Here is a 19,841-nt window from a genome sequence, read left to right as displayed (position 1 = left end):
TCTAGTTGAAATTAATTTTTAAAACTGTAATTTAAGATAAATTTAGATAAATAATCTATATTTATAAGTTAATATTGATTTTATTTCTGTTTAATCGTTTTTTTGTGTTCAGATAAACTACAGATATGAAATTTAATCCAGCTGATAACATTCAAGATTTACAGTATTTTGGTGAGTTTGGAGGTGTAAATCCTTCGATATCAGATTCATCTACCTATACTTTTCTTTCGGCAAAAACAATGTTCGATACTTTTGAAGGAAATGCAGATGGTTGTTATTTATATTCTCGACATACAACGCCAAGTAATTTATATTTAGGAGAAGCTTTGGCAGCAATGGAAGGAACCGAAACAGCAAATGTCTCAGCATCTGGAATGGGAGCAATTACACCAGTATTATTACAATTATGTGAAGTAGGAGATCATATAGTTTCTAGTAGAACCATTTATGGAGGAACGTATGCTTTTCTTAAAAATTTCACTCCAAAGCTAGGAATAAAAACTACGTTTGTAGACATCACAAAATTAGATGTTGTTGAAGCATCCATCACAAAAAGCACTAAAGTTTTGTATTGTGAATCTGTGAGTAATCCATTGTTAGAAGTTGCAGATATTTCTGGTTTATCAGCTTTAGCTAAAAAATATAATTTAAAATTGGTGGTTGATAATACGTTTTCTCCTTTGTCAATTTCACCTGTAAAATTAGGTGCGGATATCGTAGTACATAGTTTAACAAAGTTTATCAATGGTTCTTCGGATACTGTTGGTGGTGTGGTTTGCGGAACACAAGAGTTTGTCGATAATTTAAGAAATGTAAATGATGGTGCTAGTATGTTGTTAGGTTCAACGATGGATAGTTTACGAGCTTCGTCTATTTTAAAAAATATGAGAACACTTCACATAAGGATGAAACAACATAGTAAAAATGCTGCTTTTTTAGCTGATAAATTTGAAGCTGATGGATTAAAAACTGTATATCCTGGATTAGCTTCACATCCATCACATCAACTTTTTAAATCGATGATGAATACAGAATATGGTTTTGGTGGTATGTTAACCGTTGATGTTGGTTCTTTAGAAAAAGCAAATGAATTGATGGAGTTAATGCAACATAAGAATTTAGGTTATTTAGCAGTCAGTTTAGGGTTTTATAAGACATTATTTTCTGCACCTGGAAGTTCTACTTCTTCAGAAATTCCTGAAGAAGAACAAATGGAAATGGGTTTAACAGATGGATTAATTCGTTTTTCGATTGGTTTAGATAACAATATAGAACGTACCTATCTTATGATGAAAGCTTGTATGCTTGAAATTGGTGTTTTAAAAGAAGAAGTGTTCACTTAATTTATTCCCAAAAACTAAGCTGAGAATATTTTATTTTTTGATTTAGTTTTTTATATCCCTTTTATTCGCTCTAAAAATTTAGAAAAATCTTCTTTATTTGGAGGATTTCCTCGAAAAGGTAAAATATCCCAACGTCCATTTTCTTTTAAAAGGGTGAATCTAAAAACCGAAGAATCTTTGTTGTCTGGATCTAACATTGGATAGCGTAAATCTACATAACTAAAAGTTCCGTCTTCGTTCTTGGAAAGATTAAAATAGTTGTTACTAAACCAAGTTAGTGTTTTAATATCTGGGTGATGAATGTCAATAGTTGTATGATTTTTTGGAATCACTAATATTTTATCAGCTAAGTCATTGTTGTCAAATAAAGAATAAAAAGTTGCATAATAATTTTCATCATTTTCAGCAATTCCGTACCATAAAATATTATTTAAAATAGTTGGCTGAGCAGAAAAACGGTAATAAGAAATTCCAGCTTTATCAAAAGATTTTTTGAATACTGAATCCATGTATAGTTTGTTCCCAATAGTAAATAACATATATGCGGAACTAATATAAATTCCAGTTTTTAGCCACCAAGTTCTTCGCGTTCTTTTTCTGTTAAAAAATAGTAAAATAATTAAGCATAACAGAAATGGAATTGTATAAAAGGGATCTGCAACGGAAATGTTATTAAAGGCAACTCTATAATCAGAAAAAGGTGCAAATAACTGTGTTCCGTAAGGCGTAAAACTATCTAAAATAGGATGTGTAAACATGGATAAGAAAAATAACCAAATCCAATTTTTTTGAGTTGTTGTCCCAATTCTACTTCTAGTATTATAAAGTTTGTGAGTAATCCATCCAAAGAAAAAAGAACCAAAAACGGCAAACAATAATGAATGCATAAAACCTCTATGAAAAGCCATAGCATCAATTTCATTAGTATACATCCATTCGCCAATAAAAACATCTAAATCAGGAATTGTACCACCAATAGCTCCAAATAATAAAGCTTTGTTACCAATTTTTCTTCCTAAAATGATTTCGCCACAAGCAGCACCTAAAACAATCTGAGTTAATGAATCCATTATCACAAATGTAGTAAACAGTTTTGATTTGCATACCTCTTTACAAAATCGTAACATTACAAAACTAAACTTAGTGAAATGCAAGACGAAAAAAATATTTCTGAAATAAATATCCAAGATCAAAAAATTGTAGATAACAAAGAATTAAACATTTGGGAAGCTTTAATTCCTGTTGTTTTATTGATGGGTTTATTGGCGTATAATATTTTTTATGCAGATGGAGCTTGGTTTGGAGATTATTCTAATCAATATATATTATTAATTGGCGGGGTGATTGCAGCTGCAGTTGGATTTTTTAATAAGGTTTCTATTAGTAGGATGATTGCCGAGGTTTGGGAAAACTGGAAAAGTATTTTTGTGCCAATACTGATACTGCTTTTGGTAGGTGCTTTGGCTGGAACTTGGCTGGTGAGTGGAATAATACCTGCAATGGTTTATTATGGTTTACAGGTGTTAAGTCCAGAAATTTTTTTACCAGCCACAGTTATTATTGCAGCAATTATTTCAATAGCTACAGGTAGTTCTTGGACAACTTCTGCAACTGTTGGTATTGCATTAATTGGAATTGGAAGTGCATTAGGTATTCCATCAGGAATGATTGCTGGAGCTGTAATTTCTGGAGCTTATTTTGGAGATAAAATGTCACCACTTTCCGATACAACAAATTTAGCGCCAGCAATGGCAGGGACAGATTTGTTTACACATATAAAATACATGGCGTTCACAACAGTGCCAACAATTATAATTACACTTATTGTTTTTATTATTTTAAGTGCAACAATAGATACAAGTGGAAGTGCAGATATAAGTAATTTGTTAGCGAGTATAGATTCAACTTTTAATATTACTCCGTGGTTATTTTTAGTTCCTGTAGCTGTAATTGCTATGATATTAATGAAAACAAAACCATTGATTGCTTTAGGAACTGGTGTTGTTTTAGCCGCAGTTTTTGCATTTATTTTTCAATCTGATGTTTTATCAAGCATATCCAACTCAAATTTTCAAGCAATTATAAATGCAGTTTTGTCCGATACACAGATAACAACAGATAATGAAAAGTTAACTGAATTATTTTCTTCCGGAGGGATGAACGGAATGCTTTGGACAATCTTTTTAATTATTTGTGCAATGGTTTTTGGAGGCGTTATGGATGCAATTGGAGCTTTAGCTAAAATCACAAAAGTATTATTATCTGTTGCGAGTTCTGTTTTTGGTTTATTTGCGAGTACAGTTATTAGCTGTTTAGGACTAAATGTAATTGCTTCAGATCAATATTTAGCATTGGTAATACCCGGTAAGATGTTTAAGCAAGCATATGAAGATAAAGGACTGGCGCCAGAAAATTTAAGTAGAACTTTAGAAGATTCTGGAACCGTAACTTCTGTGTTAATTCCGTGGAATACTTGTGGAGCTTATCAATCTGGAGTTTTGGGAGTAGGGGTTGGAGAATATTTTGCCTATGCAATTTTTAACTGGTTGTCACCATTCACAACTTTATTATTTGCAGCTTTTAGAATTAAAATTAGACAATTAACTACAAAATAAATGATTGTTCTTGCAGCTATTTCTGATGCAAAATTAATAACAGAAGTTGCATTAAAATCTAAAGATTTTTGGGGATATTCTAAACAATAAATTAAAGATTGAACAGAAGAATTAACCGTTTCCGAAAAAATGATCTCAGAAATGATTGTTTAAATTTTACTTTTTACGAATGTTTAAAAAAATAGAAATAAAAAGTAATATCCACGGGCCTCCATGCAGTAACACATCAAACCAATCTTGAGCTAGCATACCATTTTCAGACGAAAAAGCATTTCCGCCCAATATCCATTTGAGCTTTCCTAAAATATGTGGCGGATTAAAAGGAGCTAATCCTAAGGTTAAACTAGCAATTAGAAATAGTTTCCAGTTTTTTTTAAGCTTATTTTTCATTTTATTATAAAGTCCTTTATTTTGGAAAAGATTTAGGATTAAATAAACCAATTCCAAACTAATCCAAAACGGATTACTAAATCTCTATATGGGTAATTAGGTGCTGAAAAATAATTCTTATCACCAAAGCCAGCGCCAGCATTTTCAATTTTAAAAAAGATACGGGTTCTTCTCACTCGAGCATTAAAAAACAAATCGATTGTAGGATATCCTATTTCAGTGGTGTTTTGTAAAGTAAATTCAGCTAAAAGTGGATTGTAAGCATTCGCCTTATATTTAGAAAAGTATTTAAAAGTTGCACCAATTTGAACTTGCATCGGGTCACCTTTAAACCATGAATCATGATAATAAAGTGTATTCCTAGTAACTAATTGAGGCACTCTAAAAACAGAACTTCCACTGCTTACATTTTGATACATGATGGTGTTATCAAAATATAATTTCCAAAAATTAAATTCTTTATTAGCTTTTACTTTAAGGTAGGTAATAGATTGATTTGTTTGTTTTGGAGCATTGGTTTCATCAAAATAAGTGTAGTTTTCAATGTTAGTAAAATCAACAGAAGTATTTATCCATTTAGAATTAAAATTAAACCCTAAATTTCTAGTATTAATATTGTTGAAATTATTTTCCCAATTATAAGAATCATAAACACTTTGATGTAAAAGAAAATTAAAATTCGGGGATTTAGAATTTAATAATAAACTTCCTTTTATTGTAAAAAGACTGTCTTTTTTATATTGCATTTCCCCTTTAAAATGATTCCCAGCCAAACGTCCACTACCAGGAGTAACAGTAGCATCTGCAATAACTTGAAAATCACTTATTCTTCCTTTCCAATCGGCACCAAAAGAAACAGCATCTCCAGTTAAGTCTGTGTTATTTATTGCACCAATAGTTTTATTTACTAATCTGTTGTAGCCATATTCATAACTACTTAGTTTAATTTTAGCTTTAAAAGTTCCTAAAATATATTTTGAGTTAAATTCTAGGAAGAACTGATTAGAAGTTAATCTGTTTTCTACAGTTTCATTTACAGCACCAGTTTCGCTAACATTTCCAAAAAATGCAGTTACAACAGCTCCTTGAGTAAAATTATAACGTTTATTTTCAGTAGAAAAAGTATGTCCTATTTTTAGATTTGTAAAATCTTTTTGCTTTAAAGAATCTTTCTTACCAAGTAATTTAAAATCGTGTTGAAAATAATATCGCTCACCTTCAAATAAGTTTTCGGTATCGATTAGATTTACATCTAATCGATCTCTACTACTATATTCTGGATCGTCATCAATAAAGCTTTGAGTTCTCTCATCTGTTAAGCCTCCACTTTCTTGATTTAAAATATCTTGAACAGTAATATGTCCTTTTAATGAATATTGACTTTCTTTAGTTGTATAGTGAAAAGAACCTCTAAAATTACCCGAACTAACCAATGCTCTTCTATATTGTCCTAAAGATCTTAGCCCCTTGTAAGACATGGCTACATTTAATCTTGGATTAAAATTTAAAGTAAATATTGCGTCTAGAACCTGTCCTTGTTGTAAGCCAGTTCTATATAAAATTTCTGTAGTAGGAGTTGGAACTTTGTAGTATTTCACATCTTCTACGTTAAAATAACCAAACTGTTTTGCCCTAAAACCAATATCAGGAATTGCAGAAATATCTCTAAAATTATATCCTAAATTATTAAAAGTTTGCCCCTGATTATGAAAGGCTAATAATTCAAAATTGTCTTTGCGTAGAAAATTATATTTGTATTCTTTTTGAATAGTTAAGGTTGTATCAACGACTGTTGTATCTTTTTTATGAGATATAATTTTGTAATCTGTATACTTGGTTTTGCCACTTAACGTTACAGTAATTTCACTTTTGTTTCTTAAAGAATCATTAAGTTGTGTGACATTACCATTAGAACTTCCTGTTTTACCTCTTCTTACCTGGGATAGAGATGTTAAACTCCCAATAAATAAGCTTAGAAATATTAGTAAGACAATTTTCTTCATAGAGAATGATAACTAGCGCAAATGTAAAATATTTAAACGAAAAAAAATGTGAATAATTACAATCTAAATTGTTAATTTGTTGTGATGTTAAAACTTAATTATAGCAAGTTTTCTTTAGAAGCAGGAACAGACGAAGCAGGGAGAGGTTGTTTATCCGGACCTGTAGTAGCAGCTGCGGTTATTTTACCTAAAGATTTTAAGCATGATTTATTAAACGATTCTAAGCAACTTTCTGAGAAAAAAAGAGAGGCTTTACGCCCATATATAGAAAAGCACGCATTAGCTTTTGGTGTTGCATTTGTATATCAAGAAGAAGTAGATGAAATTAATGTTTTACAAGCCTCTATTACTGGTATGCATCGTTCTATCGATCAATTAAAAATGATACCAGAATATATTATTGTAGATGGAAATAAGTTTAGAGACTATAAAGACATTCCACATAAAACCATTGTAAAAGGAGATGCCAAGTTTATGAGTATTGCTGCAGCATCAGTTTTAGCGAAAACCTATAGAGATGAGTATATGGCTATGATTCATCAAGAATTTCCTATGTATAATTGGAAAAAAAATAAAGGATATCCAACCAAAGAACACAGAAATGCAATACGTGAATTTGGCGCCACAATTCACCATAGAAAAACATTTAAATTGTTACCAGAACAATTAAAGTTAGAATTGTAATAATTCTTTAAAATCATCACTAAACTTTTTCTATTTTTACCATCCAAATTTTTTGATAGATGATTAAAAAAACCAAAGCAGAAATCACCAAATGTATACTTCATAAAGTCGCTAATAAATATAATAGTGGACATAATGTTTTTTCTGAAGATTTAATCAGATTCGATCAAGAAAGTTATGATTTAATGCGTTCTTTTTTGGTAAAACCCTTTGTTAATTTATCACAGAGTTATCGTTTTTCTCATCATGCAGATGTTCGTTTAAACGAAGTAAATAATTACGCAACAGAGATTTTTAAGGATGAAAGTACCTTTGTAGAATATTCTAAAAATATTGTAAATCATTTATATGAGCAATCTAATTCAGCTCAAATAAAAACAGGTGATGTAATTGTAGCTTTTATTGAAGGAATAGAATATAACGATGTGTTAACAGAAGCAGTTGGTGTTTTTAAAATTGAAAATAAAGTTGACTTTTTTCAGAGTTATTTAGATGATAATGAGAGTTTTGACGTAGTTGTTCAGCAAGGCATAAGTACTAAGAAAATAGATAAAGGTTGTTTGATTTTAAATACGTCTGATGTAGAAGGAACCGTTGTTTTATCCGTAGATAATAATAATTATGATGCGCAATATTGGATTAAAAACTTCTTAAGTGTAAAGTTTGCGGACGATTATAATTCACATACTCAAAATTATTTAGAACTGTGTAAAGAGTTTTCAGAAGAAGTAATTAAACCAGAATTTGGTAAACAAGAACAAGGTAATTTTTTAGCAAGTACAGTTGATTATTTTAAAGAGCATGAAGCTGTAGATTATCATGATTTTAAAGATGATGTTTTTGAAGAAGAAAAGCACAAAGAGCTTTTTGAAGATTATAAAAAACATTTCGAAACTCTAAATGATGTGCTAATCAGAAATAATTTTGATGTTTCTAACGTAGTTTTAAAGAAAGAAAAATCTAAGTTAAAAACAGAGATTAAACTTGATACAAATATTAGTATAAAATTAGATGTTGATGCTCCAGATGCTTCATCAGAATATTTAGAAAGAGGCTATGATGAAGAAAAGAAAATGAAGTATTACAAAGTATATTTTAACGAAGAAAAGTAGGGTTTTCAGTTCTTAGTGATTAGTTGTTATGTTTTAGTTTAGTTTATAAAGAATATGTCATTTCGAGCGGAGTCGAGAAATCTTTTCTGTTGTTTTTTATTTAATAATATACTCTTCAACCTCAAATAAATTTTTAAAGTGCTTTAAAATTTTTTGTTTTACCTCCTCTAAATCAACTTTTTTGCCAAGTTCAGCTTCCATGGTTGTCACAGCTTTACCTCGAATTCCACAAGGAATAATATTATCAAAATACCCCAAATTTGTATTCGCATTTAAAGCAAAACCATGCATGGTTACCCAACGTGATGAACGAATTCCCATAGCACAAATTTTACGAGCAAAAGGAGTTCCAACATCCAGCCAAACTCCAGTTTCACCTTTACTTCTTGTACCTTTTAAGCCATATTCGGTAATGGTCAAAATGATTGTCTCTTCAAGTAAGCGAAGATATTTATGAATATCGGTAAAAAAATTCTCTAAATCTAAAATAGGATACCCTACAATTTGTCCTGGACCATGATATGTAATATCTCCTCCACGATTTATTTTATAAAAAGTAGCTCCTTTTTCTTTAAGCTGATTTTCGTTTAATAACAAGTTAGATAAATCGCCACTTTTACCCAAAGTATAAACATGTGGATGTTCTACAAATAGAAAATGATTATTGGTAGTCTCAAATTTGTCATTTCTTCTGTTACTTATTTTAATATCAACCGTTTCTTGTAGCAAATCGGTTTGAAAGTCCCAAGTATTTTTATAGTCTTTAAGACCTAAATCTTGTAAAATAATTTTTTTATTCATTCAGAATACAAAGATAAATATTTAAAATAGGAACTTATCATAAACTAATCGTAAGAATGTTTCGTTTACTGAATAAATCAGTTATTTTTGATGTATGTCTGTAGTAGTTTCTTCTATATCTAAAGTTTTTGAATCACAAAAAGCAGTAAACGATATTTCTTTTTCATTAAAAAAAGGAGAAATAGTAGGTTTTTTAGGCCCAAATGGTGCTGGAAAATCTACAACCATGAAAATGTTGACAGGGTTTTATAAACCAACTGAAGGTTCAATTTTAGTTAATGGAATTGACATGCTTACTTCTCAAATCGAAGCTCAAAAAAGTATAGGGTATTTACCAGAACACAACCCTTTGTATACAGAAATGTATGTTAGAGAATATTTGCAATATCAAGCTTCTATTTTTAAGGTTGAAAAAAGTGAAATTACGACAGTAATTGAGAAAGTTGGCTTAACTTCTGAATCCCATAAAAAAATATATCAATTATCTAAAGGCTATCAGCAAAGAGTAGGTCTAGCAGCTGCTATTTTACACAATCCATCTGTCTTAATTCTAGATGAACCAACTACAGGTTTAGATCCAAATCAGTTAGTTGAAATTAGAGCATTGATTAAAGAATTAGGGAAAGATAAAACAGTATTGTTATCTACACATATTATGCAAGAAGTAGAAGCGGTTTGTGATCGAGTAATTATTCTAAATAAAGGTGAAATAGTTATTGATAAACCTATAGCAGAATTAAAAACAAGCACAGAACAATTTATAAAAGTTACGTTTGATTATAAATTAGAAGAACAATTTATAAAGCGTTTACCAAATATAACTTCTTATAAAAATACTTCTGAAAACAATTGGACATTGGTTTTTAATTCAAAAGAAGATATGCGACCTAAAATCTTTGATTTTGCACAAGAAAATGGATTAAAAATACTTGGATTAAATGCCGAAAATAAAAACTTAGAGAACTTGTTCAGAGAGCTAACTAGTTAATCAATAGGTATTTCAATGCCTAAACCAGATCTAAAACCAGACCAACCCGTTTTTACATCTTCATTGGAATTATTAATAAGATGAGCTTCATTATTTTGGCTAAATATTAATTTATTACCAAAAACTAAATCAAAACCAACATTTGCTCTTAGGTAAAAAAATGAAATTGGGTACTCGTAAATTAAAGAAGCACCTACACCCAAATCAAAAGAATTAAAACTTAAAGAGTCTTGATTTACATTATTTCCTATTTTTGAATAACTATTCACTTCTAAACTAGAATACATAGCGAATCCTTTGAAACCTAGTTTAAAAGTATTGAATTCATCTAAATCAACCAAATACATACCTCCAAGTGATATAGCATTTAAGGGTTGTTCTAATCTAATTACTCCAGAATAATCTGAATAAGATAATTTTCCACCTGTAGCATTATAGCTTGCAAATATTGATAAGTCAGATTCTATAATTGTATAGCCAATTGTAAATCCAATATTAGCAGAAAAGTCATCTTGTAATTTTAAAGGTATCTCAGATAAATCATTTTTAAATTCTTGAGAAAAAGATGATAAATTAGAATGAGAGAATGTATTGAAGTTAGTCTCTATAAATATTTTTCCTTGTTGGGAAAACATTAAAGAACATGTAAATAAAAATACTAGATAAATTTTTTTCATAATTAATTTTCAAAATAATCTAAATAATAACCTTTTGATGATATCAATTTATTATTCAATATCTTTAATTTATAACCTCTGTGCTCATTATCAGAATTATATTCAAAATTATAAGTTTTATCACTATCTAAATCTATAAGGGAAGCCTCACCATAAAATCTTAACAATACTTTATTGGTTATATTGTCAAATTCAAATTTTCTTACATCTGTAGAATTACTCAGTTGAATTCTAATATTTGACTTTAAATCCATTAGATAAGGGGATCCATAAAATCTATTAAAAATACAACGATCTTGACCATCGATAAATTTAAAATTAGAGGTGTATCCGGTTGCTTCAATTGTATAAGTTTTAGTTATGTTTAAGTTTTCTATTTTATAAACGTTACTACCTCTATCCCAAAAGTAATTTCCACTATCTGATAAGTCTGTATATCTGATATTCAAGTTATGAAGTTGTTTTTTAGTTTGCGAATCGTAGATATATGTTTGATTAGTGTAACTTTCATTTATTATCACTCTTCCATTTCTATACATAACTTTAAAACTATCTGACGAAAAATAATCTTTTGAATTATATTCTTTTATAATGTTTAGATTATTTATATCTATAACTAAAGATTTGTTCTTTAAATCTATAATTAAATTACCTGTAAAAGGGTCTAGAACCAAATCTGAAGTTTCTTCAAAGACAGTTGTTAACTTGGAGAATTTTAATATTGACATGTCATGATTACTTAATTTATAAATAACTACAGTTCTAGGAGATTGATAAGTTTGAGGACCTTCTAATTCTAAAGCATAATAAGCAGAAGTTTTCTTGTCATAAATATATTCTTCGACACTCACATCATTCAAATCAAATTTATTACCCCAATAAATATTAAAAGATATATCATCAACATATATATTATTCTTAAATAAAGAAAACCGACTATAAAAAGGCTCATCGAGCTTATTTTTTTTTTCAAAATTTAACTCTAAACTCCCCCCAATATTATCGATTTCAATTTTTTGATTATTATTTAAACTAGATGAAAAAATATATGAATCAAAGTTTTTATATAAAATATGTTTACCTATGGAAATTTTAGCTTTATTTTCATTTAAAATTTTATATGTCGGTATTGGTAAATCTATATTTTCTAAATTAACTATATTACTCTCTACAGAATCAAAATTATTATGAAGTATTATTTGATAGGATAAATCTCCTGTAACACTAAAATTATCATTATATTTTTTTGATTTTAATATATCTATAGAAAGAATTTCTTTTTTCACTTCTCTATTATTATTTTTAACTATTAGATAAGCTTCTTCAAAATTGTAATCTAATATCTCTTCCCAATAAATATTTATTGTACCATCTTCTATTTTAACATTTGTAATAGAAAAAGGATCAGCTATTGATTTATCAATTGAAAAACTAAATTCTTCAACAACATAATAAGTTTCAAGATTACCAATATCTGCTAAACTACCTGTTCCAGAAGAAAAAGAATATTCAATTTTGATTTTATGTTTACCCTCTGAAAGTTTTTGTGAATCTATATAAAAACTTCCTCTAAATTCATTAGTATCTATCTCTAATTTATCATCTATGAAAATCTGTATTAGGAATAATCTATGTTTATTGTCTCCAGAGTAAATAAAATTTATATTTTTGGATTCTTTGTAAACCTCTCCATCTTTAAAATTTAATAATGCTAAAGAAGCAGTTGGTTCAGTAACTTCAATCTCTTTATAAAAATCTTCAGCAAATTTATAATTACATTTAACAAGAAAAATGGTTGTAAAAAGAAGTGCTAGACAAATAGCAATTTTTTTCATAGTATTTAATTTTTAACAAATATACTAATTCAACTTATAATTAATACGCTGTTCGTCTAGGGTCTGTAAAAATTCGTTAGAAACCTCAATTTTTGTATTTCTACTCATCACATTAAGTTCTATTTCTTCTTCAGCATCCCAAATAGTAAAGTATAAAGATTGTTTGCCTTTTTTAACGTTCAAAATATTTTCTAAACCAACAACGGTAGCTTCATTAATTTGCTGAACAGGAACTTTTATGGTTATTTTTTTACACATGGTATCCATGATATCATGTAGTAGTTTAAAATCGGTAAATTTAATTCTTGGTTCGCCTTGTACTCCTTCTTTATTTGTCCATCCTGCTTGAATTGTAGCTTTCACATATAAAAAAGAATTAGGGACTAAAAAGTGTTTAAACTTTAGGTAGTCTTCACCAAAAATTCTAAACTCATGATTTTCATTATAATCTTCAATAAAAAAAGAAGCCCAACCTTTTCCTGCTTTAGAAACTCTATGTTGTACATCGGCAATAATTCCTGCAAAGGCTAAATTAGCACCGATATATTTTGATAAATCGCTTTTAAAAGCACTTAAATTAGCATTACAAAATTTCAATTCGTTTTTAAAATCATCTAACGGATGCGCAGAAATATACATCCCAATCATTTCTTTTTCTTTAGCTAGTAATTCCATGGTTCCCCAAGTATCGCAAAGCGGAATCATAGGTTCATCAAATTGTACTTCCGAAGCTTCACCAAATAAAGAAACTTGAGATGAGTTTTGATTCTCTTGGTATTTATTTCCAAACTTTAAAACACGTTCAATAAATGGAATTTCTTTTTCATCCATTACATAATATTGTGCTCTGTGGGTTTGTTCAAATGAATCAAATCCGCCAGCTAAGACTAAGCCTTCAAAGGCTTTTTTATTAGCAACACGTAAATCTACACGTTTAGCAACATCAAAAATAGAGGTGTAATTTCCGTTTTCTTTTCGTTCTTCAATAATCGCTTTTACAGCAGAACTCCCAACACCTTTAATGGCTGCCATTCCAAAACGAACTGCGCCTTCTTTATTTACAGAGAATTTACTATAAGATTCATTAATATCTGGGCCTAATACATCCAAGCCCATTCGTCTGCATTCTTCCATAAAAAACGAAACTGTTTTTATGTCTTTCATATTATTTGAAAGAACGGAAGCCATATATTCTGCAGGATAATGCGCTTTTAAATAGGCAGTTTGATAAGCAATCCAAGCGTAACAAGTTGAGTGAGATTTGTTAAATGCATAGGATGCAAAAGCCTCCCAGTCTTTCCAGATTTTTTCTAATTTTTCTGCATCATGTCCATTGGCAGAAGCTTGTTCTACAAATTTAGGCTTCATTTTAGCTAAAACTGCAGCTTGTTTTTTACCCATCGCTTTACGTAAAACATCTGCTTCACCTTTGGTGAAGTCTGCTAACTTTTGCGATAGTAACATTACTTGCTCTTGGTATACCGTAATTCCGTAGGTCTCAGAAAGATATTCTTCCATGGCAGGTAAATCGTATTCTATATCTTCAGTTCCGTGTTTACGGTTAATAAAAGAAGGAATATACTCCATTGGTCCTGGACGATACAAAGCATTCATGGCAATTAAATCTTCAAAAACGGTCGGTTTTAAAGAGCGCATGTGTTTTTGCATTCCTGGAGATTCATATTGAAAAATCCCTACCGTTTCTCCTCGTTGAAATAACTCATATGTCTTTTCATCATCTAGCGGAAAATTTTCAGGATCTAAATCAACATCATGTTTCGCTTTAACAATTTTTACAGTATCTTTAATTAAAGTCAGTGTTTTTAGTCCTAAGAAATCCATTTTTAATAACCCAGCAGATTCTACGACTGAATTATCAAATTGGGTAACATACATGTCGGAATCTTTAGCTAAAGCTACTGGAACATAATTTGTAATGTCACTTGGCGTAATAATAACTCCACAAGCATGAATCCCTGTATTTCTAACTGAACCTTCTAAAATAGTTGCTTTATTTATAGTTTCTGAAGCTAGATCATTTCCGTAAGAAATTGTTCTAAGCTCTTCAACTAATTGCTTTTCTTCGGAACGTAATGCAGCAACTTTACCTTTACTTTTATCATCATCACCAAAAATATTTTTCAGCTTAATTCCTGGGATTAATTTTGCAATTCTATCCGCTTCAAAAAGTGGTAAATCTAAAACTCTAGCAGTATCTCGAATGGAAGATTTTGCAGCCATGGTTCCGTAAGTAATAATTTGCGCAACCTGATTAGCCCCATATTTATTTATAACATAATCCATGACTCTAGATCGTCCCTCATCATCAAAATCTATATCAATATCGGGCATTGATACACGTTCTGGATTTAAAAAACGCTCAAAAAGTAAGTCGTATTTAATAGGGTCTATATTCGTAATCCAAAGGCAATAGGCAACAACTGAACCTGCCGCAGATCCACGCCCTGGACCAACGGAAACATCCATTTTTCTGGCTTCTCTAATAAAATCTTCAACAATTAAAAAATATCCTGGATACCCAGTTTTTTCAATTACTTCTAGCTCAAAATCTAATCTTTCTTTTAATTCTTCTGTTAATTCTCCATACCGTTTTTTAGCACCAACGTAAGTTAAATGATTTAGATAATTGTTTTCTCCTCGTTTTCCACCATCTTTTTCATCTTCTTTATCTTGGAATTCAGTTGGAATATCAAAAGCGGGTAATAAAACATCTCTCGCTAAAACAAAAGGCTCAATTTTATCGACTACTTCTTGAATGTTTATAATTGAATCTGGAACATCTGCAAAGAGTTTTTTCATCTCTTCAGAAGACTTAAAATAGTATTCATCGTTTGGTAATCCATAACGATATCCTCGTCCACGTCCTTTTGGAGTTGCTTGTTTTTCGCCATCTTTTACACATAATAAAATATCATGTGCATTGGCATCTTCTTTATTTAAGTAAAAAGTATTGTTAGTAGCAACTGTTTTTACATCGTGTTTTTTAGCAAATTTTAATAAGGTTTCGTTTACAATTTTTTCATCTTGTTGATTATGACGCATCAATTCGATATAAAAATCATCACCAAATTCTTCTTTCCACCAAAGTAATGCATCTTCGGCTTGTTTTTCGCCAACATTAAGAATTTTACTTGGAACTTCTCCATATAAACTCCCAGTTAAAACAATAACGTCTTCTTTATATTTTTTGATGATTTCTCTATCAATTCTTGGGATATAATAAAAGCCATCAACAAAAGCAATAGAAGACATTTTAGCTAAATTATGATATCCTTTTTTATTTTTTGCCAATAAAACAATTTGATAACCGTTGTCTTTTTTTGTTTTATCTAAATGATTTTCACAAACATTAAATTCGCAACCAACAATAGCTTTTAATGGTTTTCCTGCTGATTTATTATGATTGATAACTTCTTTCACAAAATGAAAAGCTGCCATCATATTTCCGGTATCGGTTATAGCAACTGCAGACATATTATCGTTTGCAGCAGCTTTTACAATATTACCAATCTGAGTTGTAGATTGTAGTACAGAATATTGAGAATGATTATGTAAATGCGCAAAAGTTGCGTCCTTTAAAGCTTCAATTTCTTCGGATGAAGTTTCTGTAATTTCTTTATTTAGCGTTTTTTCTAATCGCTTTCTTATTTTATCACTTTCCTTTTTAAGGTTGATGTGTTTTAAACCAATTAAACGTATTGGTTTTGGATTGGCTTCGGAATAGTTTTTAAAATAACTTTGATCTACATCTAACTGTTCTTTAGTGTATTCCCTTAATCTTATCAGTTCTAAAAAACATCGTGTTGTAGCTTCAACATCCGCAGTTGCATTATGCGCATCACTAAAAGGAATACCAAATAAATGTTTATGTAACTCTGTTAATGTAGGTAGTTTAAATTTTCCTCCACGTCCGCCAGGCAACTGGCATAAAAAAGCTGTTTTTTCTGTACAGGTATCTAGAAGTGGGAGGGATGTTAAATTACTTTCTACACCTAGTCTATGAAATTCACATCCCATAATATTGATATCGAAACCTACATTCTGACCAACAATAAACTTTGTTTTCTGAAGCGCATTATTAAAAGCATCAAGTCCTTCTGATAATGAAATTCCTTGTTCTTGGGCTAACTCTGTTGAGATACCGTGAATTCTTTCAGCATCATAAGGAATATTAAATCCGTCTGGTTGAATTAGAAAATCATTACTTTCTAGTAAAATACCCATTTCATCATGTAATTGCCATGCAATTTGTATGGCTCTTGGCCAATTATCAGTATCCGTAATTGGAGCATTCCAACTTTTAGGTAAACCAGTAGTTTCGGTATCGAAAATTAAATACATGAAAGGTGTGTATTTGTAGTTGCTTTTAATTGTTTAAACGGAATGTAAAAATACGTTTTTTTGAAAGATTTTTGATTGTAAGTTATTAACGGAATGTTGATAGTTTACGTACTGCTGTGTTAGCGATTGTAGCAAGTTGCCGTGTAACGCGAAAAGTGCAACCACGTAAAAAATGAGTGTAAGGAATGATACGTGGTAACGCCTCAAAAAGGTGTAAAATATATTGATAATTAGTGTTTTAGTTTTAAAAAGGTTTTGTACATTTGCGCCCACTTATCACGAGATGGTAAGATTATTAATAATCAAGGTCGAGTACCTTACAAAATTAACAAAGAATGCCTGTAAAAATTAGATTACAAAGACACGGTAAAAAAGGAAAACCTTTTTATTGGGTTGTAGCTGCTGATTCTAGAGCTAAAAGAGATGGTCGTTTCCTAGAAAAATTAGGAACGTATAATCCTAATGTAAATCCAGCAATTATTGATTTAGATGTTGATGGAGCTGTTAAATGGTTACAAAACGGAGCACAACCTACAGATACTGCAAGAACAATTTTGTCGTATAAAGGAGCAATGTTAAAAAATCATTTAGCTGGTGGAGTTAGAAAAGGAGCTTTAACAGAAGAGCAAGCTGAAGAGAAATTTAATGCTTGGTTAGAAGAAAAAACTGGTAAAGTAAGTTCTAAAGAAGAAGAATTAGCAAAAGCAAAAGCGGATGTTATAGCAAAAGCTTTAGAAGCTGAAAAAGCTGTAAACGAAGCAAGAATTGCTGCTGCACAAAAAGTAGAAGAAGAAGCAACTGCTGCAGAAGAAGCGGTTGAGGCTACAGAAACTGTTGAAGAAGCAACTGAAGAGGTTGAAGCTGCTGCTGAAGAAGCAACAGAGGCAAGAGCTGAAGATAAAGCTGCAGAGTAACGTTATTTATTTCGATAATGCATAAAGAAGATTGTTTTTATTTAGGCAAAATCGTTACAAAATACAGTTTTAAAGGTGAAGTTGTTATCAAATTAGATACAGACGAACCTGAATTATATAAAGGAATGGAATCAATTTATGTCGATTTAGGCAATAATTTGGTTCCATTTTTTATTGAAAAAAGTTCTTTGCATAAAGGAAATCAATTACGTGTTCAGTTTGAAGATGTGTATTCTGAAGAAGATGCAGATGCTATTTTAAAATCTGGCGTGTATTTGCCTTTAGATTTACTACCTAAACTTTCGGGCGATAAATTTTATTATCATGAAGTTATAGGTTTTAAAGTTGTTGATGTAAATTTTGGTGACGTTGGTGTACTTGTTCATATAAATGATAAAGCTGCACAGCCTCTTTTTGAAATTGATAATGAGGGTAAAGAAATCTTTATTCCTATGATAGACGATTTTATCAAAAAAGTGGATAGAGAGCATAAAACAATACATGTTGAAACTCCAGAAGGATTAATTGACTTGTATTTAAATTAGAGAGGTGGCCGAGTGGTCGAAGGCGCACGCTTGGAAAGCGTGTATACGGCAACGTATCGAGGGTTCGAATCCCTTCCTCTCTGCAAATTTTATTGGTTATTCAAACAACTTCTCTAAAGTTATAACATCTAATAACCCATCAGATAGAAGGTTGTTTTTAGTTTCAAAATCTTTAACAGCATTAATAGTTTCTTGTCTATAAGCCCCATCAATATCTAATGTATAACCAAGTTTTGTAAGTTGTTTTTGAACTTCAAATGTTAATGGACTTTTTCTACCATTGTATATTTTGATTTCTGAATTATACAATCCTTTTATTTTATCGAATTTTAGATTTTTTTGATGTGATTTATAATCTAGTCCAGTTTCTTCTAAAAACTTAATGTCTTTATTAGATAATCCTTTTTCTTTTAATTGTAAAGAGTTCTCAAGGATGTCTTCATAGAATTTAATCTTTGCTATTTTTTTTGAATAATTTTTTATAGCGCGTTGTGTTTCTGCATCATCATCCTCAGGTGTTCTAACATCTATATCATTTGCCGTCCATTCCATTTTAACAAAACTATTTATATCTTCAATGGCTTCATAATATTTTAAGAGAACCTCTTTATTATGATAATCAGCATCAATCTTTTTTGCTGTTTTGTAATTAACTTCTTCAGTATGATATCTTTTATATTGTTGATACTTTCCAAAACCAATAAAAAAGGCAATGATTAGAAGTAGAAAAATGATGATTTGTTTCATAATGGTTTTATTTACAGAATGGTCGTTCTTTAACAAAAATAGGTAAAAACTTACTAAAAAAGGAATTTATATAAACTTGTAAAGTTAGATTTGCATTTTATATGAACAAACCATTTAAATTTAAAGAGTTTACCATTCATCAAGATAAAACCGCTATGAAAGTTGGAACTGATGGTGTTTTATTAGGCGCATGGTGTTCTATTGATGGTTTTCCAGACAGTATATTAGATATCGGTTCTGGTACAGGACTTATCGGGTTAATGTTAGCGCAACGTTCTGATGCAATGACTATTGATGCTGTTGAAATTGATGAAAATGCATACGAACAAACAGTAGAGAATTTTGAACAATCAGATTGGGGAGATCGGTTATTTTGTTATAATTCCTCTTTTCAAGATTTTGCTAATGAACTAGCTGAAGAAGAGGAAACCTATGATTTAATTGTTTCTAATCCTCCTTTTTATTCAGATGATTTTGAAACTGATAATGCCGCTAGAAATAAAGCGCGATTTACATCCTCTTTATCTTTTGAAGAATTGATTTCTGGAGTTTCAAAAATTTTGTCAAAAACAGGAACTTTTGCTTTGATCGTTCCCTATAAAGAAGAAGAGAATATTATAGGATTGACTTTAGAAAATGATATGTTTTTAAACAGTGTTTGTAGAATTAAAGGAACTCAAACATCAGAAATAAAACGTAGTCTTTTAGAGTTTTCTTTTCATCAAAAAGAAATAAAAGAAAAAGAATTGGTTATAGAAATTGCTCGTCATCAATACACTGAAGAGTATATTGATTTGACTAAAGATTTTTATTTAAAAATGTAAT

Annotated in this window: 16 protein-coding genes and 1 tRNA gene; 9 read left to right on the top strand and 8 right to left on the bottom strand. The window is 30.1% G+C overall.

The genetic code is table 11. The features are described from left to right. Positions 1-125 precede the first annotated feature (125 nt). The gene (locus OD91_RS05870) at positions 126-1,343 is read left to right on the top strand and encodes an aminotransferase class I/II-fold pyridoxal phosphate-dependent enzyme (RefSeq protein ID WP_144895460.1); all 1,218 of its coding nucleotides are present in this window, start codon (positions 126-128) and stop codon (positions 1,341-1,343) included. Between the two features lie 50 nt (positions 1,344-1,393). Here OD91_RS05870 and OD91_RS05865 read toward each other — a convergent pair whose 3' ends face one another. Next, positions 1,394-2,413: a metal-dependent hydrolase gene (locus OD91_RS05865; protein WP_144895459.1), complete on the bottom strand. Its 1,020-nt coding sequence runs from the start codon at positions 2,411-2,413 to the stop codon at positions 1,394-1,396. Positions 2,414-2,491: 78 nt separating this feature from the next. On the opposite strand from OD91_RS05865, the gene nhaC reads away from it, so the two are divergent. Beyond that, positions 2,492-3,958, top strand: coding sequence for a Na+/H+ antiporter NhaC (gene nhaC / locus OD91_RS05860; protein ID WP_144895458.1), 1,467 nt, complete (start codon positions 2,492-2,494; stop codon positions 3,956-3,958). Positions 3,959-4,114: 156 nt separating this feature from the next. Here the strand turns inward: nhaC and OD91_RS05855 are convergent, their stop codons facing one another. Together OD91_RS05855 and OD91_RS05850 are read right to left on the bottom strand one after the other, a co-directional pair. Then, positions 4,115-4,348: a hypothetical protein gene (locus OD91_RS05855; RefSeq protein WP_144895457.1), complete on the bottom strand. Its 234-nt coding sequence runs from the start codon at positions 4,346-4,348 to the stop codon at positions 4,115-4,117. Between the two features lie 38 nt (positions 4,349-4,386). Then, positions 4,387-6,351, bottom strand: a complete 1,965-nt coding sequence (locus tag OD91_RS05850; RefSeq protein WP_144895456.1) for a putative porin — start codon at positions 6,349-6,351, stop codon at positions 4,387-4,389. An 84-nt stretch (positions 6,352-6,435) separates the two neighbouring features. Between OD91_RS05850 and OD91_RS05845 the strand changes: the two genes are divergently transcribed. Together OD91_RS05845 and OD91_RS05840 are read left to right on the top strand one after the other, a co-directional pair. After that, positions 6,436-7,035 carry a ribonuclease HII gene (locus OD91_RS05845; RefSeq protein ID WP_144895455.1) on the top strand — a complete coding sequence of 200 codons (600 nt, stop codon included), beginning with the start codon at positions 6,436-6,438 and terminating at the stop codon, positions 7,033-7,035. Between the two features lie 59 nt (positions 7,036-7,094). Continuing rightward, positions 7,095-8,147: a nucleoid-associated protein gene (locus OD91_RS05840; RefSeq protein WP_144895454.1), complete on the top strand. Its 1,053-nt coding sequence runs from the start codon at positions 7,095-7,097 to the stop codon at positions 8,145-8,147. A gap of 96 nt (positions 8,148-8,243) precedes the next feature. Here OD91_RS05840 and lipB read toward each other — a convergent pair whose 3' ends face one another. Beyond that, positions 8,244-8,948: a lipoyl(octanoyl) transferase LipB gene (lipB, locus tag OD91_RS05835; RefSeq protein WP_144895453.1), complete on the bottom strand. Its 705-nt coding sequence runs from the start codon at positions 8,946-8,948 to the stop codon at positions 8,244-8,246. Between the two features lie 94 nt (positions 8,949-9,042). On the opposite strand from lipB, the gene gldA reads away from it, so the two are divergent. Continuing rightward, the gene (gldA, locus tag OD91_RS05830) at positions 9,043-9,936 is read left to right on the top strand and encodes a gliding motility-associated ABC transporter ATP-binding subunit GldA (RefSeq protein ID WP_144895452.1); all 894 of its coding nucleotides are present in this window, start codon (positions 9,043-9,045) and stop codon (positions 9,934-9,936) included. Here the strand turns inward: gldA and OD91_RS05825 are convergent. The 3 genes from OD91_RS05825 to dnaE are packed head-to-tail and all read right to left on the bottom strand — an operon-like array spanning position 9,933 to position 16,810. Continuing rightward, the gene (locus OD91_RS05825) at positions 9,933-10,613 is read right to left on the bottom strand and encodes a hypothetical protein (protein ID WP_144895451.1); all 681 of its coding nucleotides are present in this window, start codon (positions 10,611-10,613) and stop codon (positions 9,933-9,935) included. The genes gldA and OD91_RS05825 overlap by 4 nt on opposite strands. Positions 10,614-10,615: 2 nt before the next feature. After that, on the bottom strand, positions 10,616-12,448 hold the full coding sequence (locus OD91_RS05820; RefSeq protein WP_144895450.1) for a hypothetical protein: 1,833 nt from the start codon (positions 12,446-12,448) through the stop codon (positions 10,616-10,618). Between the two features lie 24 nt (positions 12,449-12,472). Further along, positions 12,473-16,810: a DNA polymerase III subunit alpha gene (gene dnaE / locus OD91_RS05815; RefSeq protein WP_144895449.1), complete on the bottom strand. Its 4,338-nt coding sequence runs from the start codon at positions 16,808-16,810 to the stop codon at positions 12,473-12,475. A 335-nt stretch (positions 16,811-17,145) separates the two neighbouring features. Here dnaE and OD91_RS05810 point away from each other — a divergent pair, with 335 nt between their 5' ends. From OD91_RS05810 to OD91_RS05800, 3 genes are all read left to right on the top strand, one after another. Continuing rightward, complete coding sequence (locus tag OD91_RS05810; protein ID WP_144895448.1) at positions 17,146-17,724, top strand: 30S ribosomal protein S16; 579 nt, start codon at positions 17,146-17,148, stop codon at positions 17,722-17,724. Positions 17,725-17,741: 17 nt separating this feature from the next. Continuing rightward, positions 17,742-18,269 (top strand): ribosome maturation factor RimM, encoded by a 528-nt coding sequence (gene rimM, locus OD91_RS05805; RefSeq protein ID WP_144895447.1) that lies wholly within the window; start codon positions 17,742-17,744, stop codon positions 18,267-18,269. Continuing rightward, positions 18,268-18,352, top strand: a tRNA-Ser gene (locus tag OD91_RS05800). The genes rimM and OD91_RS05800 overlap by 2 nt, the downstream gene beginning before the upstream one ends. A gap of 13 nt (positions 18,353-18,365) precedes the next feature. On the opposite strand, the gene OD91_RS05795 is transcribed toward OD91_RS05800, so the two are convergent. Continuing rightward, positions 18,366-19,016 (bottom strand): peptidoglycan-binding protein, encoded by a 651-nt coding sequence (locus OD91_RS05795; RefSeq protein ID WP_144895446.1) that lies wholly within the window; start codon positions 19,014-19,016, stop codon positions 18,366-18,368. A gap of 101 nt (positions 19,017-19,117) precedes the next feature. Between OD91_RS05795 and OD91_RS05790 the strand changes: the two genes are divergently transcribed. Beyond that, on the top strand, positions 19,118-19,840 hold the full coding sequence (locus OD91_RS05790) for a tRNA1(Val) (adenine(37)-N6)-methyltransferase (RefSeq protein ID WP_144895445.1): 723 nt from the start codon (positions 19,118-19,120) through the stop codon (positions 19,838-19,840). Position 19,841 lies beyond the last annotated feature (1 nt).

The sequence above is a fragment of the Lutibacter sp. Hel_I_33_5 genome (assembly GCF_007827455.1).
Classification (GTDB): Bacteria; Bacteroidota; Bacteroidia; order Flavobacteriales; family Flavobacteriaceae; genus Polaribacter.
The sequence above is the reverse complement of the archived record's forward strand: the minus strand, read 5'-3'. Positions and strand labels throughout refer to the sequence as shown.